Origin of the sequence: Actinacidiphila acididurans (assembly GCF_016918855.1) — a bacterium.
Classification (GTDB): domain Bacteria; phylum Actinomycetota; class Actinomycetes; order Streptomycetales; family Streptomycetaceae; genus Actinacidiphila; species Actinacidiphila acididurans.
In genome coordinates this window covers 1-23,791 of sequence record NZ_JADKYB010000013.1, presented here as the reverse complement: position 1 = coordinate 23,791, position 23,791 = coordinate 1, and the positions used below count along the sequence as shown (strand labels likewise).

Genomic DNA, 23,791 nt, shown 5'->3' with positions numbered 1-23,791 from the left:
CGAAGCGGCCCGGCGGCGGAATGCATCGGTGGCAGTGCCCATCCGCTAGTACCCACGGTATGCCGATCGGAACAACGTGCCATACGAACGAGGTACGCCGGCGCATCCGCGAACCCCCGGTCAGCGCGCGCGGGTAGCCTCCGCTTCGCCCGCGCCGGTACGGTCCGTCACGCGCCCCCCGGACGGGGTCCGCCGACCGGGTATCGCCAGGGTCACCAGCGCGGCCGCCAGGGCGCCGACGCCGGCCACGACGAAGCCCGTGCGGAACGCGTTCTCGCTGGGGATCGTGGCCGGCCCGACCCGGGTGGTCATGTGAGACAGCACCACCCCGACCACCGCGCTGGAGGACGAGGTGCCGATGGAGCGCATCAGGGTGTTCAGGCCGTTGGCGGCCGCGGTCTCGGCGACCGGCACGGCGCCCATGATGAGGGACGGCATGGCCGCGTAGGCGAAGCCGATGCCGGCGCTGATGACGGCCGCGAAGACCATCACCCCCCACGCATGGCCCATCAGCGGCAGCGCGAGCGCGTACCCGGCGGCGATCACCAGGGAGCCGGCCAGCAGCGACGTCCGCGGGCCCCGGGCGGCCGACAGCCGCGCGCCCAGCGGGGAGACGGCCATCATGGCGAGGCCGGACGGCACCAGCCACACCCCCGCCGCCGTCATGGACTGGCCCAGGCCGTACCCGGTGGCACTGGACAGTTCCAGCAGTTGCGGGGCGATCAGCGACATGGCGTACATGGCGAATCCGACGACCACGGACGCCAGATTGGTCATCAGCACCTGGCGCCGGGCGGTGGTCCGCAGGTCAACCAGGGGCGCGGGGGCGCGCAGCTCCCACCACCCCCACACCACCAGCACGACCGCGGATGCCCCGAAGAGCCCCAGCGTCCGTCCGGTGGCCCAACCCCAGTCGCCGCCCTTGGAGATCGGCAGCAGCAGGCAGAGCAGGCCCACGCTCAGGCCCAGTGCGCCCACCGCGTCGAACCGCCCGGTGGCGGTGGGCCGCGGCGCGGGCACCAGCAGTACCAGCAGGACGGCCACCAGCAGCCCCGCCCCGGCCGAGCCCCAGAACAGCACGTGCCAGTCGGCGTGCTGGGCGATCACCGCCGCCAGCGGCAGCCCGAGCGCGCCGCCGACCCCGAGCGATGAGCTCATCAGCGCCACCGCCGAGCCGAGCTTGCGCGGCGGCAGCACGTCGCGCATCAGGCTGATGCCGAGCGGGATGACGCCCATGCCGAAGCCCTGGAGCGCCCGGCCGACCACCATCGGGCCCAGCGCGCTGGTCAGCGCGCACACCACGGAGCCGAGCACCAGCAGCAGGGAGCTGGCCACCAGGACGTGCCGTTTGCCGTACAGGTCACCGAGCCGTCCGGCGACCGGGGTGGCCACCGCGCCGGCCAGCAGGGTGGCGGTGATCGCCCAGGAGGCGTTCGCGGCGCTGGTGTGCAGCAGGTGCGGCAGGTCGGGGATCAGCGGGACGACCAGGGTCTGCATCAGCGAGACCGTGATCCCGGCGCCGGCCAGCACGCCGACGACCGCGCCGGTGCGCGGCAGGGCTGCCTCGGGGGGTGTCTCGGTACTCACGGTGGACTCCAGAAGGGGGAGGGCACTCAGGGCAGGGCAGGGCAGGGCAAGGGCAAGGGCAAGGGGCCAGCGATGCGATGTGCACCATGCATATCATGTGCATGGTGCATATCCAAGGTCCCGGGAGTGCCAGGCAGGGGCGATACGGTGGAGCCGATGAGCGAGACGGAGCAGCGGCGGGACCGGCGGACCGGCATCGCCGACCTGGAGCGGGAGCTGATGCTGCTCGGCCGGCACAGCGCGCTGCGCAGCCCGTACGGCGCCGAGCCCGAACCCGATGCCCGGCTGGAGCGGTCGGCGTACATCCTGCTCAGCCGGATCGAGCTGGACGGGCCGCTGTCCATCGGCCAGTTGGCGGACGCCTTCGGCCTGGACACCTCCACCGTCAACCGGCAGACGGCAGCGATGCTCCGGTCCGGTCTCGCCGAGCGCATTCCTGACCCGAACGGGGGAATGGCCCGTAAGCTGCGCATCACCCAGGAGGGGGAACGGCGGATGCAGGCCTACCGCGCCTGGGTCACCACCGGCCTGCACGGCCTGCTCGCCGACTGGACCCCGGAAGAGGTGGCGGACTTCTCCCGCGCGCTGATCCGGTTCAACGAGGCGATCGAGGCGCTGGAGGACCGCCCCTGGCCCCGGGCGGCCGACTGACCGCCGCGCGTTCCCGCGACGCCCCACCCCTGCGGACAGACGCCCACCCCCGCGGGATAGTTGCATCGTGCACGAGTCAATCGCGGGCTTTCGCCTCGGGCACCCGGAAAGCGTTACCCTGAACGGATCTGCGATCGGGGCGTACGAAGGGAGAAACGGGATGAGCACACCGAGCGAGCCGGACAGCCGGACCGTCACCCTGCTGCTCGACGACCAGCTCTGCTTCGAGCTCTACGCCGCCTCGCGCGCGGTGACCGCGCGCTACCGACCGCTGCTCGACGCCCTGGAACTCACCTATCCGCAGTATCTGGTGATGCTGGTGCTCTGGGAGCACGAGGCGGTCTCCGTCAAGGAACTCGGCGCCGCCCTCCAGCTCGACTACGGCACCCTCACCCCGCTGGTGAAGCGCCTGGAGGCGAACGGCCTGGTCCGCCGGGAGCGCCGCCCCGACGACGAGCGCTCGGTCGAGGTCACCCTCACCCCCCAGGGCAGCGCCCTGCGCGAGCGCGCGGCCGCCGTACCACCGGCCATCGGCGCGGCGATGGACCTGTCCACCGAGGACACCGCGCGGCTGCGCGAACTGCTGCGCCGGCTGACCGCGAACGTCTCGGCGCGGCCCTGAGGGGCGAGGGACCCGACAACCGGACGGTCAGGGCAGGTTGCGGGCCATCACGACGCGCTGGATCTGGTTGGTGCCCTCGTAGATCTGGGTGATCTTCGCGTCGCGCATCATCCGCTCCAGCGGGTAGTCACGGGTGTAGCCGTAACCGCCCAGGAGCTGCACCGCGTCGGTGGTGATCTCCATGGCCGCGTCGGAGGCGTAGCACTTGGCCGCGGCCCCGAAGAAGGTCAGGTCGGAGTCCGCGCGCTCGGAGCGGGCCGCGGCCGCGTAGGTGAGCTGGCGGGCCGCCTCCAGCTTCATCGCCATGTCGGCCAGCATGAACTGGATGCCCTGGAAGTCGGCGATCGCCTTGCCGAACTGCTTGCGCTCCTTGACGTACCCCTTGGCGTAGTCCAGGGCGCCCTGGGCGATGCCCAGCGCCTGGGCCGCGATGGTGACCCGGGTGTGGTCCAGGGTGCGCATCGCCGTGGCGAACCCGGTGCCCTCCTCGCCGATCATCCGGTCGGCGGGGATCCGGACGTTGTCGAAGTACACCTCCCGGGTGGGCGAGCCCTTGATGCCCAGCTTCTTCTCCGGCGCCCCGAACGACAGGCCCTCGTCGTCCTTCTCCACCACGAACGCCGAGATGCCGCGGCTGCGCTTGTCCGGGTCGGTGACCGCCATGACCGTGTAGAACTGCGACACGCCGGCATTGGTGATCCAGCGCTTGACCCCGTTGAGCACCCAGGAGTCGCCGTCGCGGACCGCACGGGTCTTCATGCTCACCGCGTCCGAACCGGCGTCCGGCTCGGACAGGCAGTAGGAGAACATCCCCTCGCCGCGGGCCAGCGCGCCCAGGTACCGGGTCTTGAGCTCCTCGGAGCCGGCCAGCTGCACCGGCAGCGAGCCGAGCTTGTTGACCGCGGGGATCAGTGAGGAGGACGCGCACACCCGGGCGATCTCCTCGATCACGATCACGGTCGACAGCGCGTCCGCGCCCGAGCCGCCGTACGTCTCGGGTACGTGCACGGCGTGCAGATCGTTGGCCTCCAGCGCCTCGCGGGCCTCGGCCGGGAACCGGCCGGCCTCGTCGACCTCCGCCGCGTACGGCGCGATCTTCGCCTCCGCCAGCGACCGCACCGCATCCCGGAGCATCTCGTGCTCCTCCGACGTCCGGAAAAAGTCGAACTCCGCAGCCATGCCGACTCCTTTAGAGGGTACTCAGTACCCTCATTATGCACACCGAGTGCCACCGCCGGAGGACCTGCGGTCTAATGGGGCGATGAGCCAGACCAAGGACCCCGGCGCCGAGCGGCCGCCCATGCGCGATCTGCTGGTCGCCGCCGCGTTCGACCTGTTCACCGAGCACGGCTACGAGAACACCACCATCGACGACATCGTCCGGCTGGCCGGCGTCGGACGGCGCTCCTTCTTCCGCTATTTCCCGAGCAAGGAGGACGTGGTCTTCCCCGACCACGAACGGGCCCTGGCCGACATGGTCGGCTACCTGGACCAGGACCACCCCGGGCAGGACGCGGTCACCGTCGCCTGCGGCGCCGCCCGGGTCGTGATGCGCATGTACGCCGAGAACCCCGCCTTCTCCGTGCGCCGCTACGCCCTGACCCGCAAGGTGCCGGCGCTGAAGGCGTACGAGATCTCGGTGGTGTGGCGGTACGAGCGGGCGCTGGCCGGTTATCTCGAGCGCCGCTTCGCCGCGCTGCCCGACGGCGGCGCCCGGGCGCACGCGGTCGCCGCCGGCGTGGTGGCCGCGCACAACTACGGGCTGCGCTCCTGGCTGCGCTCCGGCGGCAGCGGCGAGGTGGCGGCCAGCGTCGACCCGGCCCTGGACCTGGTCCGCCGCACCTGGCGCGACCCGGAGGACACGGTGGTGCTGATCACCCGTGCCGACACCCCGCTGTGGCAGGTCGTCCAGCGGGTCGAGACCGCCCTGCGGGCCCCCGACCAGGACCGTCCCGGCCCCGCCCGGGACTGACCCGGCCCCGCCCCGCCGGGGAACGCAGTGCCATCGCCATATGCGCCCCGCCCTCACCGGCGATCCGCGGGCGACCCGCACCCTGCCCGCGCCGGCGTGTCCGCCCATCGAGAAAGCGGGCCTGCGGTGCGCCGACGCCATGCATACGATGGGACTGCCGTTGATCGGCGACCTGTGCAGCGGCGGCGAGAGCGGCCGAGGGCAGCAATGCAGAAGCGAGGAGTACGGCACGCCGGACAGCGTGGCGGCGGCGCGCCGGGATCGGCGGGTACGGGCCCGTCCGGCCGGCCGTACGGATGGGGGCAGCATGCCGGCGACACAGACCGGCGGCGCGGCGCGTACCGTGATCGTGACCGTCGACGACGACCCCGCGGTGTCCCGTGCGGTCGCCCGGGACCTGCGGCGCCGTTACGGCGAGTCGCACCGGATCGTGCGCGCCGACTCCGGCGAGTCGGCGCTCGAGGCGCTGCGCGACCTGCGGCTGCGCGGCGACTCGGTGGCGGTGATCCTCGCCGACTACCGGATGCCGGAGATGAACGGCATCGAATTCCTCGAACAGGCCATGGACGTCTACCCCGGCGCCCGGCGGGTGCTGCTGACCGCGTACGCGGACACCGGCGCCGCCATCGACGCCATCAACGTGGTGGACCTCGACCACTATCTGCTCAAGCCCTGGGACCCGCCGGAGGAGAAGCTGTACCCGGTGGTGGACGACCTGCTCGCCGCCTGGCGCACCGAGGACCACCGGCCGGTGAAGGAGACCAAGGTCGTCGGGCACCGCTGGTCGGCCCGCTCCTCCGGGGTCCGCGAGTTCCTGGCCCGCAACCAGGTCCCCTACCGCTGGTACTCCAGCGACGAACCCGAGGGCCAGGCCCTGCTGACCGCCGCCGAGACCGACGGCACGTCCCTGCCGGTGGTGATCACCCCGGACGGCCGGGCCCTGGTCGAGCCGACGGACCCGGACCTGGCCGCGAGCGTGGGCCTGGCCACCACGCCCAGCGCCCGCTTCTACGACCTGATCGTGATCGGCGGCGGCCCGGCGGGCCTCGGCGCGGCCGTCTACGGCGCCTCCGAGGGCCTGCGCACGGTCCTGGTGGAGCGCACGGCCACCGGCGGCCAGGCCGGTCAGAGCTCCCGGATCGAGAACTACCTCGGCTTCCCCGACGGCGTCTCCGGCGGCCAGCTCACCGACCGGGCGCACCGCCAGGCCACCCGGTTCGGCGCCGAGATCCTGACCGCCTGCGAGGTCACCGGCCTGGAGATCAGCGGCTCCTCGCGGACCGTCCTGCTCGGCGACGGCACCTCGGTCGCCGCGCACACCGTCATCCTGGCCACCGGCGTCTCCTACCGGCAGCTCGACGCGGCCGGCGTGGACGAGCTGACCGGCCGGGGCGTCTTCTACGGCTCCGCGCTCACCGAGGCGGCCGGCTGCAAGGACCAGGACGTCTACGTCGTCGGCGGCGCCAACTCCGCCGGGCAGGCCGCGGTCTACCTGGCCCGCGGCGCCCGGTCGGTGACTTTGCTGGTGCGCGGCGAGTCGCTGACCGCCTCCATGTCGCACTACCTGATCCAGCAGATAGAGGAGACCCCGCAGATCAGGGTGCGCACCCGTACCGAGGTGGCCGCCGCGCACGGCACCCGCCAGCTGGAGGGGATCACCCTGCGCGACACCAAGTCCGGCGAGACCGAGACGGTGGACGCGCAGTTCCTGTTCGTGTTCATCGGCGCCGCGCCCCGCACCGACTGGCTGGACGGTGTGGTGCAGCGCGACGACCTGGGCTTCGTGGTGGCCGGGCCGGACCTGGCCGTCGCCGGGGAACGTCCGGCCGGCTGGCCGCTGGACCGGGCGCCCTACCACCTGGAGACCAACGTCCCCGGGGTGTTCGTGGCCGGGGACGCCCGCGCCGAGTCGGCCAAACGGGTCGCCTCCGCGGTCGGCGAGGGCGCCATGGCCGTGATGCTCGTCCACCGTTACCTGGAGCGGCTATGACCGTCAGCCGGATCGTGTGCAGCGTCGAGGAGCTGCGCACCCTGTTCCTGTTCGAAAAACTCGCCCCCGACCAGCTCCAGTGGCTGTGCGACAAGGGCCGCGTGGAGATCACCGAGCCCGGCGTCGTCTACCACGAGGGCGAGCCCGCCACCTGCTTCTACGTCCTGCTGGACGGCTCTTTGGTGCTCTCCCGCCGGGTCGGCGCGGACGACGTGGAGGTCAACCGGACCTCCCAGCGCGGGGTGTACGCCGGCGCCTTCCAGGCGTATCTCGGCGACCGGGTGCCGCAGATCTACAACAACACGCTGCGCGTCACCGAGCCGTCCCGCTTCTTCGTGCTGTCCGCCGAGCACTTCGCCGAGCTGATGAGCGAATGGTTCCCGATGCCGGTCCACCTGCTGGAGGGCCTGTTCTTCGGCAGCCGGTCCACCAAGCAGGCCATCGGCCAGCGCGAACGCCTGCTGGCGCTCGGCTCGCTGTCCGCCGGGCTCACCCACGAACTCGGCAACCCGGCGGCGGCAGCGCTGCGGGCCACCGCCACGCTGCGCGAACGGGTGGCGGGCATGCGGCACAAGCTCGGCCTGATCGCCGCCTCCGACCCCTTCGACCGGGCCACCCTGGAGGCCCTGATCAAGCTCCAGGAGAAGGCGGTGGAGAAGACCTGCGGCGCCGAGCACCTCAGCCCGCTGGAGACCTCCGACCGCGAGGACGAGGTCGCCGACTGGCTGGAGGAGCGCGGGATCGCCGCCGGCTGGGACCTGGCACCGACCTTCGTGCAGGCCGGCCTGGACACCGGCTGGCTGGAGGAGGTCGAGGCCACCGCGGGCGCCCGCACGCTGGACGGCGCGGTGCGCTGGCTGAACTACACGGTCGAGACCGAGCTGCTGATGAACGAGATCGAGGACTCGGTCAACCGCATCGACGGCCTGGTCGGCGCGGCCCGGCAGTACTCCCACCTGGACCGGGCGCCGTACCAGGTGGTGGACGTGCACGAGCTGCTGGAGAGCACCCTGCACATGCTCAGCGGCAAGCTGGGCGCCAACGTGCGGGTGGTCAAGGACTTCGACCGCGAACTGCCGCGGCTGCCCGCCTACCCCGGCGAGCTCAACCAGGTCTGGACGAACCTGATCGACAACGCGGTCGCCGCCATGGAGGGCACCGGCACGCTCACCGTACGGACCTTCCGCGACCACGAACAGGCGGTCATCGAGTTCCGCGACACCGGGCCGGGCATCGCCCCGGAGATCCGGGACCGGATCTTCGAGCCGTTCTTCACCACCAAGCCGGTGGGCCAGGGCACCGGGCTCGGCCTGGACATCTCCTGGCGGATCGTGGTCAACAAGCACCACGGCGACCTGCAGGCCGAGTCCGTGCCCGGCGACACCCGGTTCCTGGTCCGCCTGCCGCTCACCCAGCCACGCCCCGAGCCGGATCAGCAGTCCGGCGACGGGCGGCAGCAGCCGGGCGCGCAGCAGTCCGACCAGCAGCAGCCCGACGCGCAGCAGTCCCGTACCCAGCAGCATCAGGAGGAGCAGGCATGACCGCCATTCCAGGGATCGACCCGACCGCCGCGCCCAGCGGCCCCGGCTGCGCGGAGTGCGACAACACGTCCGGCTGGTGGTACCACCTGCGCCGGTGCGCCGAGTGCGGCCAGATCGGCTGCTGCGACACCTCGCCGGGCCAGCACGCCAGCGCGCACGCCGCGGCCACCGGCCACCCGGTGATCCGCTCCTACGAGCCCGGCGAGGAGTGGTTCTGGAACTTCACCAGCGAGGAGTACGTGGAGGACGGTCCGGAACTCGCCCCGCCGCTGAGCCACCCGGAGGACCAGCCCGTGCCCGGCCCGGCCGGCCGGGTCCCCGAGGACTGGCGGGACAAGCTGCACCGCTGAGCCGCCCGGGGGACACCAGGCCCTCGCCGCAACGCCACGACCGGCCGTCCGCTGCCGAGCAGCGGACGGCCGGTCGCCTGTGCTCCGGCGGGATTCGGGCCGTACTCCGGCGGGATCCCGGCCGGCCCGGACCCGGCTCCGGACCGGCCCCCGGCCCGGCCGGTCTAGCGGCCCGCTCCCGCGCCCACCGGCTCGGCGGAGGCCTCCTGCTCCGGATCGGGGTCCGACCCCGACTCGCTCAGGCCCACCCGGTCGTGCAGCCGGCGCAGGACGCGAGGGGCGGTCCAGGCGTGCCGGCCCAGCAGCCGCATCGAGGCCGGCACCAGGACGCCTCGGATCAGCAGGGCGTCCACCAGGATGGCCAGCCCGCAGCCGATGCCGAACATCTGCAGGAAGCTGACCGAGGCGGTGCCGAAGGCGAAGAAGGTGACCGCCAGCAGGCCGGCCGCCGTCGACACGATCCGGCCGGTGCGGGCCAGCCCCTCGGTCACCGCCGCGGTCCGGTCGGCCCCGGCGTCGTGCAGTTCCTTGATCCGGCTGGTGAGGAAGATCTCGTAGTCCATGGACAGGCCGAAGGTGATGCAGCACAGCAGCACCGTCATTGCCGTGTCCATGGGGCGCGGGGTGAAGCCCAGCCAGGACGCCAGGTGGCCGTCCTGGAAGATCCACACCATGGTCCCGGCCGAGGCGCTGATGCCGAGCAGGTTGAGCACCAGGGCCCGCAGCGGCTGGGCGACGCTTCCGGTGAACAGGAACAGCACCACCAGCGTGGTCAGGCCCACCAGCCCGGCCGCGTACGGCAGTCGGTCGCCGATGGTCTGCTTGGCGTCGACCAGCGCCGCCGCGTCCCCGCCGACCAGGACGGTGTCCCCGTGCGGCACCGGCAGCGCCCTGATGTCGCCGACCAGGTGCTGCGCGGCCGACGAGTGGCTGCCCAGGTCGGTGTAGACGGTGTAGAGGTGGGTGCCGGCCGCGTCGGCGTCCTGGACCCGGACCACGTGCGGCATCGCGGTGAGCCGGCCGGGCAGCGCGGCCGGGTCGCCCTTGACGACCACCTGGAGCGAGGTCGCCTGGTCGCCGGGGAAGTCGGTGCGCAGTTGCTCGGCGGTCTGCCGGGCCGGCGCCGAGGTGGGCAGCACCTGCTCGTCGGGGGTGCCGAACACCGCGTGCAGCAGCGGGCTCGCCATCGCCAGCAGCAGGGCCAGCGGCGCGAGTGCCAGCACCGGGCGGCGCATCACCGCTCCGGCCAGCCGGCCCCAGAACGGTGCCTCGCCGTCACTGCGCCCCTGCCGGCGCCGGGACCAGGGCAGCCGCCCGACCTCGACCCGCTTGCCGAGCACGGTGAGCAGTGCGGGCACGATCACCAGCGCGCTGATCGCGGCCACCGCCACCACGCCGATACCCGCGTAGGCGAAGGAGCGCAGGAAGAACAGCGGGAAGACGAGCATCGCGGCCAGGGCCGCGGCCACGGTCGCCGCGGAGAACAGGATGGTGCGGCCCGCGGTGCGCACGGTGGTGACCACCGCAGTGCGTGAATCCGCGCCGCGCGCGGTCAGTTCGCGGTAGCGCGCCACCATCAGCAGCGCGTAGTCCACGCCGAGGGCGAGGCCGAGCGCGGTGGTCAGGTTGACGGCGTAGACCGAGACATTGGTGAGCCGGCCGAGCACCGCCAGTTCCGCGAAGGTGCCCAGCGCCGCGACCAGGCCGACCGCAAGCGGCAGCATCGCGGCCACCAGGCCGCCGAAGGCCAGCACCAGCAGCACCAGGGTCACCGGCACCGCGATCCCCTCGGCGAGCCCCAGGTCCTTGACGACCTGTGAGCTGACGTCGTGATTCACCACCGCCTTGCCGCCGGCCCGTACGGTGACCGCGCCGCTGTCGTGCACGTAGGTGCCGAGCACCCGGCCGACCAGCTCCTTGTTGTCGCTGTCGACGTTGCCGAGGATCATCGCCGAGGCGCCGTCGCGGGACTTGAGCGCCGCGTCGTGGCCGGGCCAGTACGAGGTGACGTCGCGCACATCGGGGTCGGCGGACAGGGCGCGGGTGAGCGCGGCGCCCGCGGCGGCCGGGGCCGCGCCGTCGATGGAGCCGGCCTTGGCCTTGACGACCAGCACCAGGTCGGATCCGCCGTTGAAGGTGGTGTCGACGATGTGCGCGGCACGCGTGGAGGGCGCTCCCGGCACGTCGAAGCCGCCGCTCTTGAGCTGTCCGAAGGCGCCGGCGCCCAGGACCCCCATGACGGCCACGGCCAGTGCGGTCAGGACGAGGACGAGCTTGGCCCTGCGGTGAACCGCCGAGCCGAATGTGCCGAGCATGACGTGCCCCCAGTTGATGTTAACGGTGTTAACTCTCAGCGCCTCCAGTGTGCACGGTGATGTTAACGGCGTCAACTTTGGGGCATCATTGCTGACATGAGCCGCACCACATACCACCACGGAGACCTGGCCAACGCGCTGGTGGACGCCGGTGTCGGCCTGGCCCGGACGGGCGGTCCCGAGGCGGTCGTGCTGCGCGAGGCCGCCCGCCGGGCGGGGGTGTCGGCCACGGCGGCCTACCGGCACTTCAGCGGCCAGCAGGACCTGCTCGAACACGTCAAGCAGCGGGCGCTGGCCATGCTCGCGGCGCGGATCACCGCCGCGCTGGACGCGGTGCCGCCCGCCGCCGACCCCGGCGAGACCGCCGTCGCCCGCCTGGTCGCGGCCGGCTGGGCGTACACCGACTTCGCCCGCACCGAGCCGGGCTGCTTCGCCACCGCCTTCCGCCGGACCACCGCGGAGCCGGCCGGCCCGCTGGAAGGGGCGGGCGGGGACCCGGCGGGCGGTCCGGGGGAGGGCTCCGCCGCGAATTCCGGCGACGGTTCCGGCGGGAGCTCCGAAGCGAGCTCCGGCAAGGACGACGGCTTGGACGACGACGGCGACGGCGTGCGGGACGACGCCGCCTTCTCCCTGCTCGGCGGGATCGTGGACGAGCTGGTCGCGGCCGGGCGGATGCCCGAGGAGACGCGGCCCGACGCGGAGTACGCCGCCTGGGCCGCGGTCCACGGCGTCTCGGTCCTGCTGCTGGACGGTCCCCTGCGCCACCTGGACACCAAGGCGCAGGAAGCCGTGATCGACCGGACCATCCGCCTGGTGGTCGACGGGCTGGCCGGTCCGGGACTTCGCTAGACTCGTCCCGAGCGGTGCCCCCCGGGTTCCGCGCGGCGGTGGGGCCCGCCGTACCCGAACCGCGGCTCGGTGAGCCGCCAACGGTCCCTGCTTGCGACACGCACGTCGTGCGACTTTGTGCCGTGCCCTGCGAGTAGGAGAGTTCTGTGCCCAACCCCCCGACAGCCGGCCGCCCCGCGCCTCGGTTCCGCGTCCCCGTCCAGCGCGCCGCCGCGCGGTCCGGACAGGGCCCGGTGGTCGCCGTGGTCGCGATCGGCGGTGCGATCGGCGCCAGTGCCCGTTACGGCGCCGGCCTGCTGTGGCCGACCGGCACCGGCACCTTCCCCTGGACCACCCTGATCATCAACGCGGTCGGGTGTGCGGTCATCGGTGCCTTCATGGTGGTGATCACCGACGTGTGGGCCGCGCACCGCCTGGTCCGGCCGTTCTTCGGCACCGGCATCCTCGGCGGCTTCACCACCTTCTCGACGTACGCCGTGGACATCCGCCGGCTGACCGACGGCGGTCACCCCCGGATCGCCCTGGCCTACCTCGCGCTGACCCTGGTCACCGCCCTGTTCGCGGTCTGGGCCGCGGCCACCGCCACCCGCAGGATCTTCGCCCGGAGGCAGAAGTGAGACTCACCGGCCCCGCCCTGCGGCTGACCGTCCTGGTTGGCGAGAACGACCGCTGGCACCACAAGCCGCTGTTCGCCGAGATCGTGCACCGCGCCCGCGCCGCGGGCCTGGCCGGCGCGTCGGTGTTCCGCGGCATCGAGGGCTTCGGCGCCTCCAGCGTCGTCCACACCGCCCGGCTGCTCTCGCTCAGCGAGGACCTGCCGGTCGCCGTGGTGATCGTGGACACCGAGGACCGCGTGCGCGCCTTCCTCCCCGAACTGGACGAACTCGTCACCGAGGGGCTGGTGGTCCTCGACCCCTGCGAGGTGATCCGGTACACCGCCCGGGACGTGGGGCCGGCCCCCGCCGACGTACCGGACCCGGACGCCGGGGACGGCCGGGGCGGCGCGCCCGGAACGGGGGAGCAGGCGTGACGAACTGGCTGCTGGTGATCGCCGGAGCGGTGGTCGGCGCGCCCCTGCGCTACCTCACCGACCGCGCCGTGCAGTCCCGGCACGACACCGTCTTCCCGTGGGGGACCTTCGCCGTCAACGTGACCGGATCGCTGATCCTGGGTGTGCTCAGTGGCGCCGCGACCGCCGGCGCCGCCTCCCCGCACCTGCAACTCCTCATCGGCACCGGCCTGTGCGGGGCGCTGACCACGTATTCGACCTTCTCCTACGAGACGCTGCGGCTGGCCCAGGACGGCGCCGGTTTCTACGCGGTCGTCAACGTCGTCGGCAGTGTCGCCGCCGGGCTCGGCGCCGCCTTCACCGGCGCCGCGATCGGCGAGGCCGTCTGGGGCTGAACGGGCGATCCCGGGACTCCCGTACGGGTGGCGCGCCGCGGCGGATACCGTGGGCGGCGGAAGGAGGGCGTGATGGGTGACGCGGACCCCGGCCTGTTCGGGCCCGGCTCGGTGACCTGGCAGATGCACGGCGACCCGATCATGTGGGTCGCCGGGGTGCGGGCGCTCTACCTCCAGGCGCTGCTGCCGCGGGCCGTGCGCGGGGTGACGCAGAACTCCGACTACCGCCGGGACTCCTGGGGCCGGCTGCTGCGCACCGCGTCCTTCGTCGGCGAGACCACCTACGGCACCGCGCCCGCCGCCGAGCGCGCCGGCGCCCGGGTCCGCGGCATCCACCGCCGGCTCACCGCCATCGACCCGGAGACCGGCGAGCGGTACGGCGTGGGCGACCCGGACCTGCTGTTGTGGGTGCACTGCGCCGAGATCGACTCCTACCTCGGCGTGGCCCGCCGCTCCGGCTACCCGCTCACCGACGCGCAGGCCGACGCCTACGTGGACGAGCAGCGCGAGTCGGCCCGGCTGGTCGGCCTCGACCCGGCCGACGTGCCCGCCGGCACCGCGCAGCTCGCCGACTACTTCGCGGCGATCCGCCCGCGGCTCGCCGCCACTCCCGAGGCGCACGACGTGGTCGCCTTCCTCAAGGCGCCCCCGGTGCCGTGGCCGCTGCTGCCGATGCGGTTCACGCTGTGGCCGGCCGTCGCGGGCACCGCCTTCGCGGCGCTGCCGCCGTACGCCCACGAGCTCTACGGCCGCACCCCGCCGTCGGCCGCGTCCGCCGACCGCAGGCTGCGCGCGACCGGCCGGATCCTGCGGGCCGTTCCGGCCACCCTGCGCTGGCAGATCCCGCCCGGCCACATCCTCGGTGCGGTCGGCCGGCTGGGCCCGGGCACCCGCCCGTCGGCGCGGCGGCTGCCCGCGAAGCCGTGACGCCGGCCGCCGTGTGTGTCCAGCGACGCGTGCGGCATTCCGTGACGGGAGTGGCCCGACGGCTTTCCGCAAGGGCGTGAAAGGAGCGCACGCGCAGGGGAATTGCGGGGGAAAACGCCCTCATGTGCGGTCCCGCGCACGGCCCGGCACGGCCATACTGGGACCGGGGAAGCACCGAGTAACCACGGGGGCGACGGCACCTTATGGCGGCTGGAGACAACGGCGGACACCACAGTACGGACCCGGCAGTGCCCGGGTCCGCGGCAGGTGACGAGGGCGACGGGGGCACCCTCGTCCAGGGCAGGTACCGGCTGCTGGAACTGATCGGCCGGGGCGGGATGGGCGAGGTCTGGCGCGCGCTGGACGAGGCGCTGGGCCGCCGGGTCGCCGTCAAGTGCCTGAATCCGGTCACCGGGCGCGCCCACGACACCACCTTCACCCGCATGGTCCAGGAACGCTTCCGCCGTGAGGCCCGGGTCGCCGCCTCCCTCCAGCACCGCGGCATCACGGTGGTGCACGACTTCGGCGAGCACGACGGAGTGCTGTTCCTGGTGATGGAACTGCTCGACGGGCGCAACCTGCTCCAGGTGCTCGACGACGCCCGCCGCCAGCCGCTGCCCGTCCCCGACATCGCCGACATCGCCGAACAGGTCGCGGCGGCGCTCGCGTACACCCATGGCCAGGGCATCGTGCACCGTGATCTGAAACCGGCCAACATCATCCGGCTCACCGACGGCTCGGTGAAGATCTGCGACTTCGGCATCGCCCGGCTCGGTCACGACATCGGCTTCAGCTCCCGGCTGACCGGTCCCGGCGTCGCCATGGGCACGCCCAACTACATGTCGCCGGAGCAGATCGGCGGCTCGGGGGTCGACCACCGCAGCGACCTGTACTCGCTGGGCTGCGTGCTCTACGAACTGGCCACCGGCGCCGCGCCGTTCGACCTCGGCGACGCCTGGGCCGTCCTGGTCGGCCACCGCGACACCCCGCCCGAGCCGCCGCGCGGCAAGCGCCCCGATCTGCCCGCCGACCTCGAGCGCCTGATCCTGGACCTGCTCGCGAAGGACCCCGAGGACCGGCCGCAGAGCGCCGCCGACGTGTGCGGCCGGCTCAAGGCGATGCGGGCCGCCGCCGGCACGCCGCCTTATCAGTCGCCCGCCCCGGTGCCGGCCTGGGCCAGCGGCCTGACCACCGGCGCCCTCGCCCACTCCACCCGCGCCCACCGCATCGCCGTGCCGCCCACCCCGGGCATCACCGGGGCCTGGTCCACCCGCGCCGTCCCCGCCCAGGCCGCCCCGGGCGTGTCGGCCGCGCTCGCCGCCCGCCACACCGAGGCCACCACGCTCGCCGCGGCCGGCCGCTGGCAGCAGGCGTACGACCTGCACACCGAGGTCGCCGCCGGCCGCGACCGCGCCCTGGGCGCCGACCACCCCGACACCTTGACCAGCCGTTACGAGGCGGCCTGCTGCCTGACCCGGCTCGGGCGGCTCGAGGAGGCGCTGCCGCTGCACGAGTACGTCGCGGCCGTACGCGCCCGGGTGCTCGGCCCCGACGACGCCGCCACGCTCGCGGCCCGCCACGAGGCGGCCTTCGCCATGGAGCGGCTGGGCCGCCACGAGGAGGCGCACACGGTCTACCGCGAGGTGCTCGAAGCGCGGGAGCGCACGGTGGGCCCGCAGCACCCCGACACGCTGCACTGCAAGCACAACCTGGCCTTCAATCTCGGGCAGCTCGGCCGCGCCCAGGAGGCGTTCACGATGGCCGTCGAGGTGGCCGAGGCCCGCGCGCGAGTGCTCGGCGCGGACGACCCGGACACCCTGGTCACGCGGTTCGAGGTCGCGCACGCCTTCGGCCGGGCCGGGCAGTGGGAGCAGGCGCTGGAGACGTACCAGGAGATCGCCCGGGCGCGGGCCGCCGGTCTCGGCCCCGACCACCCCGACACGCTCGCCGCCCGCTACGAGACGGGTATCTGCATGGGCCGGCTGGACCGCACCGCCGAGGCGCTGGCGCTCTTCGAGGACCTGGCCGAAGCCCGCACCCGCACCGCGGGGTCCGCCGACCCGGAGACCCTGCGGGCCCGGCACGCCCTCGGCGTCAACCTCGGCCGCCTCGGCCAGTGGGACCGGGCCCTGGTCGAGGCCCGCGACGTGGCCGCCGTCCGCGAGCGCGTCCTGGGCCCCGCCCACCCCGACACCCTGGTCAGCAGGCGCGAGGTCGCGGTGGCCCTCGGCTGGCTCGGCCGCTGGCCCGCGGCGCTCGGCCACTACCACGAGGTCGCCGAGGCCCGCGAGCGCGTCCTCGGCCCCGCTCACCCCGACAGCATCAGCAGCCGCAAGGACGAGGCCGACTGCCTGGAACAGCTCGGCCGCACCGCCGAGGCCCGCGCGCTGCACCGGCGCATGGCGGAACTGCGGCAGGAGGCGGCGGAGGAGCGGTAGGTCTGCTTCCGGCGGGCTCTTCCCGCGCGCCGCCGCGGGCCGGGATTGCCCCGAGCGCGAACAGCGTCCGGGAGCCGGTGGCACCGCGCCTACGCTCACCCCATGGGCGACTTGACCACCTACCAGGTGAACGGCATCACGCTGGCCTGCGAGGCCGAGGGTCCCGCGGGCGGCCCGCCGCTGCTGCTCCTGCACGCGCTCGGCGAGGACCGCACCTCGTGGCGGGCCGTCACCGCGGGGCTGGCCGCCGACGGCTGGCGCACGCTCGCGGTGGACCTGCGCGGGCACGGGGAGAGCGGCCACCCCGGTTCGTACCTCTTCGAGGAGATGCGGGACGACGTGCTGGCGCTGCTCGACGCCCTGGACCTGGCCGAGGTCACCGTGGTGGCGCACTCGATGGGCACGGTGGTGGCGTCCCTGGTCGCCATGGACCGGCCGGCCGCCGTACGCCGCCTCGTCCTGGAGGAGGGCCCGCTCCCCTTCCCCGCCGACCCGCCACGCCCGGTGCCCACCGCCCCCGACGGCCCCACCCCGTACGACTGGCGCGTCGTCCCCGCGATCGCCCGCCAGCGCAACGCCCCACCGTCCCGCCACTGGACCGGCCTGGCCGCGATCACCGCCCCGACCTTGATCGTCGCCGGCGGCCCCACCAGCCACCTCGACCAGCGCGACCTCGCCCGCGTCGCCGCCCGCATCCCCGACGCCCGCCTGATCACGATTGACGCCGGCCACATGATCCACGATGAGCGCCCGGCGGATTTCCTGGCGGCGGTGCGGGCTTTTCTGGGTGAGCCGCCCCGAATGGCCTAGGTGTTCTGTCTCGGGAGGTTGTGGACGGGTGAGCCAGGTCTCGGCTGAGGGATCTTGAATAGGTGAGGGCCTTCCGGTTCGGTGTGGATTGCGACGTCTACACCTGACCGAAAGGCCCTCGTGCCCCACCGTAATGCACCTTTGACCGAGACCGGACGGCTGCGCCTGGCCCGTTGCGTGGTCGAGGACGGCTGGCCTCTTCGCCGGGCCGCCGAACGCTTCCAGGTCTCGCCGACCACGGCCCAGCGCTGGGCCGACCGCTACCGGCAGTTCGGTGAGGCCGGGATGGGCGACCGCTCCTCCCGCCCGCGCACCAGCCCGCGCCGCACCCCGACCCGCACCGAACGCCGGATCATCAAGGTCCGCGTCCTGCGCCGCTGGGGACCGGCCCGCATCGCACACCTGCTGCACCTGGTGCCCTCGACCGTGCACCGCGTCCTGGCCCGGTTCGGCCTGGCCCGCCTGTCCCACCTGGACCGGGCCACCGGCCGCGTCATACGCCGCTACGAACGCGACCGTCCCGGCGAGTTGGTGCACGTCGACATCAAGAAGCTCGGCAACATCCCCGACGGCGGCGGACACAAGGCCCTGGGCCGGCAGGCAGGCCGAAAGACCCGCGCAAACGTCGGCTACAGCTACCTGCACACCGCCGTCGACGACCACTCCCGCCTGGCCTACAGCGAAATCCTCACCGATGAAAAGAAGGAGACCGCCACCGGCTTTTGGACCCGGGCCCAGGCGTTCTTCACCCACGCCGGGATCACCGTCGAGCGGGTGCTGACCGACAACGGCGCCTGCTACCGCTCACGCGAGTGGCGCGACCTGCTGGCGGCAGCCGGGATCGCCCACAAGCGAACCCGGCCCTACCGCCCGCAGACCAACGGCAAGGTCGAACGCTTCAACCGCACCCTGCTCGACGAGTGGGCCTACGCCCGCCCCTACCGCTCGGAGACCGAACGACGCGAAGCGTTCCCTCACTGGCTGCACACCTACAATCACCACCGCGGACACACCGCCCTGAAGGGCCAACCACCCGCCAGCCGCGTCCCCAACCTCACGAGGCAATACACCTAGGGCGTGGTCCAGCGGGCCGAGAAGGCGCGGGCCGGGTTGGTACGGAAGACGGCGGTGGCGGCTTCCTCGCCCAGGGCGCGGGTCAGGCGGGGGCGCAGGGTGCGGAGGAGGTAGGGCATGCCGGGGCCCTCGCCGGTGGTGGCCCGGGCGGTGGCGGTGACGGTGTCGCCGCCGAGGAGGAGTTGGTGGAGGTGGCCGGCCTCGGCGAGGGCGACGAGGCCGGCCAGCAGGCGCCAGTCGGTGGCGTGGTGGGCGCGTGAGGGGCCGTCGAAGGCCAGGAAGGCGCCGGAGGCGGCCAGTTCGCGGTGCAGGCCGGGGTCGGGGAAGCGGTTGAGGTGGCCCAGGAGCAGGGCGGAGGGCGGCACGCCCAGCCGGCCGTGCAGCAGGTCCAGCACGTCCGGGGCGGCGGTGCCCATCTCGTGGTGGACGCCGATGGGCGCCCCGGTGGCGTGGTGTGCCTCCGCGGCCGCGGTCAGCATCCGCCGGGCGTGGTCGTCCAGGCCGTGGAAGCCGCCGGCCACCTTGATCATCCCGGCCCGGGCGGTGCCGCGCGGGGCGTCCGGGGTGTCGCCGTCGAGCATGCCCTCGGTCAGTTCGGCCACGAAGAAGGCGGCCAGGCCGTCGCGGCTCAGCCGGTCCAGCAGCGCCGGATCGTAATGGTGCGCCTGGTGCAGCCCGGTCGCCGCCACCACATGAACCCCGGTCGCCCGCGCGATGGCCGGCAGCCGGCCCGCGGCCCGGCCCAGCCCGAAAGGCGTCCACTGCGCGACCGCCGCCCCGCCGAGCCCGGCGAAGACCTCGACTTCCGCCTCGGCCGCCGCCGGGTCGTCCAGTTCCTGCCCGGCCAGTGACGGAACGGCCAGGAAGAGGTGGTCGTGGGCGTCGGTGACGCCGAGGTCGCCGGGCGCGATGTCGCCCAGCACAGTACGGACCGCGGTCACCACTGCCGTCCCGCCCCGAGCGCGTCCAGGCCGGGCCGGGACAGGTGCAGGACGCGACAGCGCTCGGCCCCCGGCTCGTCGGGCACCTGCGTCGGCTCCGGCTCCCAGAGCGTGAACCGCACCAGCTCCCAGTGGCGCGGGTCGATCACGACCGCCGCCGAGTGGACGCCCGGGCGCCCGGCCTCCGCGGCCAGTTCGTCCACCGCCCGGGCCACCGCGTCCGCGGGGTCCTCGCCGGGCGCCAGCCGCTCGGCCCGGCGCACGGCGGCCAGCGGTTCGGCCGCCACCGCGGGCCCGGGCCGGAAGGCGAGCCCGGTCCAGTGCTCCACCACGGGACGCCCGAAGTCCGCGACCAGGCCGCGGAATCCGGGCCCCCACAGGAAGGAGTTCATGCCCTCCGCGGTGTGCCACAGATAGAAGGGGGCGTACTGGTTGACCGCCGAGCCGGCCACGCCGCGCTCCTTGATCAGGTACGCCTTCAGGCCCAGCCCCGGGAAGTCGTCCAGCGCGTGACCACGGGTGGCCACCCGGTGGCGGATGATCCCCATGTCGTAGTCGGCCGGCAGGGTGATGCGGTAGTTCATCGCGAGCACGGGGTGGCTTCCTCGGTCGGGGCCGGCGGACCGGCCGCACGTTTCGGGGCGGTGCGGGGTCCGTACTGATGCCCGTGGGCACGTACGGGCGCACGGCGGCGGGTGCCGTACGGGCGTCGTGCGGGCCGGAGGTACGGTCCGGCGCGCGACGCTCAGGCGGCGGGCGGGGCCGCCCAGCCCGCGAGCAGGTGCGCGGCGCCGCGTACGGCCTGGTCGAAGGGCTCCTGGGAACCGGCCGCTCGGGCGAGCACGTACCCGCCCTGGACCACCGCGGCGAGCGCGGCGGCGGTCTCCACCGGGTCCAGCCCCGGCCGCAGTTCGCCGGCCGCGACGCCCTCGGCGATGATCCCGGCCAGCCGCTCGCGCAGCCAGCCGAAGGTCTCCGCGACCGGCTCGCGCAGGTCCTCGTCGGCCACCACGTCCGGGTCCATCGCCATCCGGCCCACCCGGCAGCCGCGCAACGCGTCGCGCTCGCGCAGGAGATACGCGGTCGCGCGGTCCAACGCCGTTGTGCCGGCCGACAGTTGGGCGTCGGCCTGGGCCCGCAGCTCGGCGGCGCTGCGGCGCATCGCGGTCAGCGCGAGGTCCGGCTTGCCCTTGAAGTGGTGGTACATGCTGCCCTGGCCCGCGCCCGCCCGCTCCTGGATGGCCCGCGGGCTGGTCCCGACGTATCCGCGCTCCCACAGCAGTTCCTGGGCGCTGCCGATGAGGCGTTCCACCGTGTCCATGCGGCTCAGTGTACATACCAGTAGGTACAGAAACGGGGGAGGGGCGGGCGGCGGTCTCCGCCGCCCGCCGCCGGTCACCTGCCGCCGGCCCGGCGGGGTCGAGGGGTCGCCGTGCTGTGCGGTGGCGCGGTGCCGAGTTCGTGCGGTGCGGTGCTGTGGGCGCTGCGTGCGCGGTGGGGGTGCGGCTCGGTGCGGTGGTGCGGGAACGGACGAGGAGCGGGCGGGGCGCGGCTCAGCGGGCGAACCGGACGTCCGCCGCCGCGACCACCGTGCCGAACCGGGGGAAGTCCAGGGCCACGGCCGCCTCGTGTTCGGCGGCCGTCAGGCCGGACATCGCGTCGTGGGCGAACACCAGGCGGTAGCCGAGGTCCGCGGCGGCGCGGGCAGTGGACTCGACGGCCATGTTGGTGGCGATCCCGCCCAGTACCAGGGTGTCCACGCCGCGGTCGGTGAGCCATTGGTGCAGGTCGGTGCGGTGGAAGGCGCCGACGGCCTGCTTGACGACCACCGTGTCGGCGGTCTCGGCGACTTCGGCGACCACGTCGCTGCCGGGCGGCTGTTCCGCCGCGCCGGGTCTGCGGACGCGTACGGCCGCCACGGGCGCGCCGGCCGCCCGGAAGGCCCGGGCCAGTCCCAGCGCGGCGGAGACCACACCCGTACCCGGGTGGGGAGCCAGCGGCAGGGCGACCAGCCGGTCCATCAGGTCGACGAGCACGAGTGCGGTGCGGGCGGGGTCGAGGCCGGCGCCGAGCGGGGACTCACGTCCGGCGCCGAACCGCCCGTAGTGATCATGTGCGGTCATGATCGGGACCCTACCGGCCGGGCCGGTCCCGCGCCCGGTGATCCAACACGCCGATTCCCAGGGGAAGTTGTCACTCCTGCGGGTGTCCGCAGGGGTGAAGCGGCCCACCGCGGGGCGCCTTGGCGCATCGTGTACGACGTGGCGCCCCGGCCGTTAGGCTGAGCGCGGACGACAAGTCGTGGGAGGAGACCGGACGTGGCCGAAAGCACCGCCGGACAGCCGTTGGCCAACGGGAAGAAGCCGCAGATCGACCTCACCGGTGCGGAGTGGCTGTCCAGCAGCCAGGGCACGGGCGATGTGCAGATCGCCTTCGTGGAGGGGTACATCGCCATGCGGGACGGGCGCAACCCGGACGGCCCGGCGCTGATCTTCACCCCGGCGGAGTGGCGGGCATTCGTCCTCGGGGCGCGGGACGGCGAGTTCGACCTGACCTGAGCGGCCCGGTTTCGTCGGTACGCACCGGCCCCGGCTCCTTCCGCGGAGCCGGGGCTTTCGTGTGTCCGGGGCCGATGCGCTCCGGCCGGGTTCGGGCCGGCCGGGTACGGCCCGGTCAGGTGTGAACGGCCGGATCAGGGCCAGTTGCCCAGCGGCGGCAAGGGGTCGCCGGTGAGCGCGCCCACCGGGTGGCGGCCGGCCAGCCAGGCGGCGAGGTCGGTGGTCGCCCCCTCGACGTGCAGCGGGGTGCCCGAGCCCCAGGTCCAGGTGGCGGGACCGTCGGTCGCGGTGAGGGTGACGTGCAGGCCGGCCGGGACGCGCCGGCCCAGGTAGTCCACCAGGTGCGCGCAGAATTCCGGGGACCAGTCGGTGGTGGACCGGCCCAGCAGGGCGTCGGTGGAGTGGATCTCCAGTTCCCGCCACCAGGCCAGGCCCGCGTCCAGCAGGACGCCGTCGCGGTAACTCACCGGGCGACCCCAGTCCTCGGGGCCGACCGCGGCCCACGACGCCTCGGTCTCGTCCAGCGCGGCCGACAGCGCGGCGGTGAGCACCTCGACGGAGCGGCGGTGCCCGGCCTCGATCGCGGCGTCCCGGCTCGCGCGGCCGCCGTCGTACACCTCGACGGTCCGGCCGCGCAGGGCGTACCGCGCCTGGCGGGCCAGCGCGAGGCCCACGCCCTCCATGTGGGTGAGGACATGGCCGCGGGTCCAGCCCGGCAGCGCGCTGGGGGCGCGAAGCGCTTCGTCGGTCAGGCCGGTGAGCAGGCCGCGCAGCCTTGTCTGGCCCTCGGCGTAGACGTTGAGCAGGTCGATGGGGGCCGTCACGGTCACCGCGGCCTCCGCGAGCGGAGGCGGGGCGATGCGGGGGTCAGGTGCGGTGCGTGCTTCACGCGTTCTACGTGCGGGTCGTCTGACGCGTGCGGTACGTCGGGGCGGTCGGGCACGTGCATCCCCCTTGGTGTTAATGGTTTTGGCCGACGATACCATTAGCCATATGCGCGTTGATCACTTTTCCCTCACGCTCGCCCTCGCTCTCGCCACGACCATCCGGCACGACGGGCAGGACGGCATCACCGACGAGATCGCCTCGCCGGCCGGGCTGGACGCGTGGGTGCGCGCGCACGAGGGGGAGTTGGCGGAGGCCGGGTTCGCGGTGCCGAGCGGGTTCACCGCTGACGGGGGCGTGCTGGCCGCGGTTGTCGAGATCAGGACGGCGGTCCGCGCGCTGTTCGCCCGTGCCGTGCTGCCCGGGGAGCCCAGCTCCGCCGACGCCGGGCGGCTGCCTCCGGCCGGCCTCGCTCTCGAACGCCTCAACGCGGCATCCGCCTTCGTGCCGGTGGCCCCTCTGCTGGACTGGCCGCCCGACGCCGCGCCGACCGTCCTCCTCGCCCCGGCCCCCGGCGCCCTGCCGCCCGCCCGACTTCTGGCCGCCGCCTTGGCCCGCGCCGCCGTCGCCTTTCTGGCCGGTCCCGACCGTGCCCTCCTGCGTGCCTGCCCCGCTCCGCGCTGCGTCCGCTACTTCGTCAAGGAACATCCCCGCCAGGAGTGGTGCAAGCCGTCCTGCGGCAACCGCGCCCGCGTCGCCCGCCACCACGCCCGCCGCAGTTCCCGTCTTGACCCCACGGACTCGGCTCGCCCCTGACGTCGCCTTTCCCAAGGGCACCGCAAATGCGGTCGAGCCCCTGTGCCGACAGGGGGCGCATAGGGGGCGCGTAGGAGCTTGAGGGTGGTGCGGGGGTGGTGGGGCGGCGGGGGAGGGTGGG

At 73.8% G+C, this 23,791-nt stretch carries 24 protein-coding genes; 16 read left to right on the top strand and 8 right to left on the bottom strand.

What is annotated here, in order from left to right:
* Nucleotides 1-120: 120 nt before the first annotated feature.
* Entirely contained in the window at nt 121-1,587 is a 1,467-nt protein-coding gene (locus ITX44_RS23310; protein WP_307795449.1) for an MFS transporter, read from the bottom strand.
* 156 nt (nt 1,588-1,743) lie between these two features.
* Here ITX44_RS23310 and ITX44_RS23305 point away from each other — a divergent pair, with 156 nt between their 5' ends.
* A complete protein-coding gene (locus tag ITX44_RS23305) occupies nt 1,744-2,238 on the top strand; it encodes a MarR family winged helix-turn-helix transcriptional regulator (RefSeq protein ID WP_205359292.1) in 495 nt (164 codons plus the stop codon).
* A 160-nt stretch (nt 2,239-2,398) separates the two neighbouring features.
* The gene (locus ITX44_RS23300) at nt 2,399-2,860 is read left to right on the top strand and encodes a MarR family winged helix-turn-helix transcriptional regulator (RefSeq protein WP_205359291.1); all 462 of its coding nucleotides are present in this window, start codon (nt 2,399-2,401) and stop codon (nt 2,858-2,860) included.
* A gap of 27 nt (nt 2,861-2,887) precedes the next feature.
* On the opposite strand, the gene ITX44_RS23295 is transcribed toward ITX44_RS23300, so the two are convergent.
* A complete protein-coding gene (locus ITX44_RS23295; RefSeq protein WP_205359290.1) occupies nt 2,888-4,039 on the bottom strand; it encodes an acyl-CoA dehydrogenase family protein in 1,152 nt (383 codons plus the stop codon).
* Between the two features lie 82 nt (nt 4,040-4,121).
* Here ITX44_RS23295 and ITX44_RS23290 point away from each other — a divergent pair, with 82 nt between their 5' ends.
* From ITX44_RS23290 to ITX44_RS23275, 4 genes are all read left to right on the top strand, one after another.
* The gene (locus ITX44_RS23290; protein WP_236061402.1) at nt 4,122-4,832 is read left to right on the top strand and encodes a TetR family transcriptional regulator; all 711 of its coding nucleotides are present in this window, start codon (nt 4,122-4,124) and stop codon (nt 4,830-4,832) included.
* Nucleotides 4,833-5,139: 307 nt separating this feature from the next.
* Nucleotides 5,140-6,822 (top strand): NAD(P)/FAD-dependent oxidoreductase, encoded by a 1,683-nt coding sequence (locus ITX44_RS23285; protein WP_205359289.1) that lies wholly within the window; start codon nt 5,140-5,142, stop codon nt 6,820-6,822.
* The gene (locus ITX44_RS23280) at nt 6,819-8,363 is read left to right on the top strand and encodes an ATP-binding protein (RefSeq protein ID WP_205359288.1); all 1,545 of its coding nucleotides are present in this window, start codon (nt 6,819-6,821) and stop codon (nt 8,361-8,363) included. Before ITX44_RS23285 ends, ITX44_RS23280 begins: the two co-directional genes overlap by 4 nt.
* Entirely contained in the window at nt 8,360-8,713 is a 354-nt protein-coding gene (locus ITX44_RS23275; protein WP_205359287.1) for a UBP-type zinc finger domain-containing protein, read from the top strand. Before ITX44_RS23280 ends, ITX44_RS23275 begins: the two co-directional genes overlap by 4 nt.
* 164 nt (nt 8,714-8,877) lie before the next feature.
* On the opposite strand, the gene ITX44_RS23270 is transcribed toward ITX44_RS23275, so the two are convergent.
* Nucleotides 8,878-11,028 (bottom strand): MMPL family transporter, encoded by a 2,151-nt coding sequence (locus tag ITX44_RS23270; RefSeq protein ID WP_205359286.1) that lies wholly within the window; start codon nt 11,026-11,028, stop codon nt 8,878-8,880.
* Between the two features lie 96 nt (nt 11,029-11,124).
* Here ITX44_RS23270 and ITX44_RS23265 point away from each other — a divergent pair, with 96 nt between their 5' ends.
* The 8 genes from ITX44_RS23265 (at nt 11,125) to ITX44_RS23230 (ending at nt 18,530) form a co-directional block, all read left to right on the top strand.
* Nucleotides 11,125-11,877, top strand: a complete 753-nt coding sequence (locus tag ITX44_RS23265) for a TetR/AcrR family transcriptional regulator (RefSeq protein ID WP_205359285.1) — start codon at nt 11,125-11,127, stop codon at nt 11,875-11,877.
* A 146-nt stretch (nt 11,878-12,023) separates the two neighbouring features.
* Entirely contained in the window at nt 12,024-12,494 is a 471-nt protein-coding gene (locus ITX44_RS23260; RefSeq protein ID WP_205359284.1) for a fluoride efflux transporter FluC, read from the top strand.
* Nucleotides 12,491-12,907: a DUF190 domain-containing protein gene (locus tag ITX44_RS23255; protein WP_205359283.1), complete on the top strand. Its 417-nt coding sequence runs from the start codon at nt 12,491-12,493 to the stop codon at nt 12,905-12,907. The genes ITX44_RS23260 and ITX44_RS23255 overlap by 4 nt, the downstream gene beginning before the upstream one ends.
* Entirely contained in the window at nt 12,904-13,281 is a 378-nt protein-coding gene (crcB, locus tag ITX44_RS23250) for a fluoride efflux transporter CrcB (RefSeq protein WP_205359282.1), read from the top strand. The genes ITX44_RS23255 and crcB overlap by 4 nt, the downstream gene beginning before the upstream one ends.
* Nucleotides 13,282-13,353: 72 nt before the next feature.
* Nucleotides 13,354-14,208 carry an oxygenase MpaB family protein gene (locus tag ITX44_RS23245; RefSeq protein WP_205359281.1) on the top strand — a complete coding sequence of 285 codons (855 nt, stop codon included), beginning with the start codon at nt 13,354-13,356 and terminating at the stop codon, nt 14,206-14,208.
* Nucleotides 14,209-14,456: 248 nt separating this feature from the next.
* Nucleotides 14,457-16,646, top strand: coding sequence for a serine/threonine-protein kinase (locus tag ITX44_RS23240; RefSeq protein WP_307795448.1), 2,190 nt, complete (start codon nt 14,457-14,459; stop codon nt 16,644-16,646).
* A 102-nt stretch (nt 16,647-16,748) separates the two neighbouring features.
* Nucleotides 16,749-17,456, top strand: a complete 708-nt coding sequence (locus ITX44_RS23235) for an alpha/beta fold hydrolase (RefSeq protein ID WP_205359279.1) — start codon at nt 16,749-16,751, stop codon at nt 17,454-17,456.
* A 120-nt stretch (nt 17,457-17,576) separates the two neighbouring features.
* Entirely contained in the window at nt 17,577-18,530 is a 954-nt protein-coding gene (locus ITX44_RS23230) for an IS481 family transposase (protein ID WP_205359278.1), read from the top strand.
* Here the strand turns inward: ITX44_RS23230 and ITX44_RS23225 are convergent.
* From ITX44_RS23225 to ITX44_RS23210, 4 genes are all read right to left on the bottom strand, one after another.
* On the bottom strand, nt 18,527-19,474 hold the full coding sequence (locus ITX44_RS23225; protein WP_205359277.1) for a phosphotriesterase family protein: 948 nt from the start codon (nt 19,472-19,474) through the stop codon (nt 18,527-18,529). The genes ITX44_RS23230 and ITX44_RS23225 overlap by 4 nt on opposite strands.
* Nucleotides 19,468-20,064, bottom strand: a complete 597-nt coding sequence (locus ITX44_RS23220; RefSeq protein ID WP_205359276.1) for a DUF4865 family protein — start codon at nt 20,062-20,064, stop codon at nt 19,468-19,470. The genes ITX44_RS23225 and ITX44_RS23220 overlap by 7 nt, the downstream gene beginning before the upstream one ends.
* 152 nt (nt 20,065-20,216) lie before the next feature.
* Complete coding sequence (locus tag ITX44_RS23215; protein ID WP_205359275.1) at nt 20,217-20,792, bottom strand: TetR/AcrR family transcriptional regulator; 576 nt, start codon at nt 20,790-20,792, stop codon at nt 20,217-20,219.
* A 232-nt stretch (nt 20,793-21,024) separates the two neighbouring features.
* Complete coding sequence (locus tag ITX44_RS23210) at nt 21,025-21,594, bottom strand: isochorismatase family protein (RefSeq protein ID WP_205359274.1); 570 nt, start codon at nt 21,592-21,594, stop codon at nt 21,025-21,027.
* Nucleotides 21,595-21,789: 195 nt separating this feature from the next.
* On the opposite strand from ITX44_RS23210, the gene ITX44_RS23205 reads away from it, so the two are divergent.
* Nucleotides 21,790-22,029: a DUF397 domain-containing protein gene (locus ITX44_RS23205; RefSeq protein ID WP_205359273.1), complete on the top strand. Its 240-nt coding sequence runs from the start codon at nt 21,790-21,792 to the stop codon at nt 22,027-22,029.
* A gap of 134 nt (nt 22,030-22,163) precedes the next feature.
* Here ITX44_RS23205 and ITX44_RS23200 read toward each other — a convergent pair whose 3' ends face one another.
* Nucleotides 22,164-22,859, bottom strand: coding sequence for a maleylpyruvate isomerase family mycothiol-dependent enzyme (locus tag ITX44_RS23200; RefSeq protein ID WP_307795447.1), 696 nt, complete (start codon nt 22,857-22,859; stop codon nt 22,164-22,166).
* A 163-nt stretch (nt 22,860-23,022) separates the two neighbouring features.
* Between ITX44_RS23200 and ITX44_RS23195 the strand changes: the two genes are divergently transcribed.
* Nucleotides 23,023-23,670: a CGNR zinc finger domain-containing protein gene (locus tag ITX44_RS23195; protein ID WP_205359271.1), complete on the top strand. Its 648-nt coding sequence runs from the start codon at nt 23,023-23,025 to the stop codon at nt 23,668-23,670.
* Nucleotides 23,671-23,791: the final 121 nt, after the last annotated feature.